A 619-nucleotide genomic window follows, 5' to 3' on the forward strand; every position below is an offset into this window, starting at 1 on the left:
ACCGAGGCGTCGGCGCCGGTGCTGGCCACGGCGTCGGCGACGGTGTTGAAGACCGGCAGGTCGATGTGGGTGGTGCCGCCCTTGCCCGGGGTGACGCCGCCGACCACCTGGGTGCCGTACTCGATCATCTGGGTGGCGTGGAAGGTGCCCTGCTGGCCGGTGAAGCCCTGCACGATCACCTTGGTGTTCTTATTGATCAAAACAGACATTGGTTTTCCTTCGGTGTCGGATCAGGCGGCGTTCTTGACGGCTTCAACGACCTTCTTGGCGCCGTCGTTGATGTTGTCAGCCGGGATGATGGCCATGCCGCTGTCGCGCAGCAGCTGCTTGCCTTCTTCCACGTTGGTGCCTTCCAGGCGCACCACGACCGGAACCTTGACGCCCACTTCCTTCACCGCGGCGATGATGCCCTCGGCGATCATGTCGCAGCGGACGATGCCGCCGAAGATGTTGACGAAGATGCCTTCGACCTTGTCCGAGGACAGGATCAGCTTGAACGCCTCGATCACGCGCTGCTTGTTCGCGCCGCCGCCCACGTCCAGGAAGTTCGCCGGCTCGCCGCCGTTGAGCTTGATGACGTCCATGGTGGCCATCGCCAGGCCGGCGCCGTTCACCATGC

At 64.0% G+C, this 619-nt stretch carries 2 pseudogenes; both read right to left on the reverse strand.

The window, feature by feature from the left end:
* Nucleotides 1-209: pseudogene (locus tag CWM66_RS28055) on the reverse strand (succinate--CoA ligase subunit alpha); the annotation flags it as partial.
* Nucleotides 210-230: 21 nt separating this feature from the next.
* A pseudogene (sucC, locus tag CWM66_RS28060) lies at nucleotides 231-619 on the reverse strand (succinate--CoA ligase subunit beta); the annotation flags it as partial.

Origin of the sequence: Kosakonia sp. H7A, from assembly GCF_003028445.1 — a bacterium.
Classification (GTDB): domain Bacteria; phylum Pseudomonadota; class Gammaproteobacteria; order Enterobacterales; family Enterobacteriaceae; genus Kosakonia; species Kosakonia radicincitans.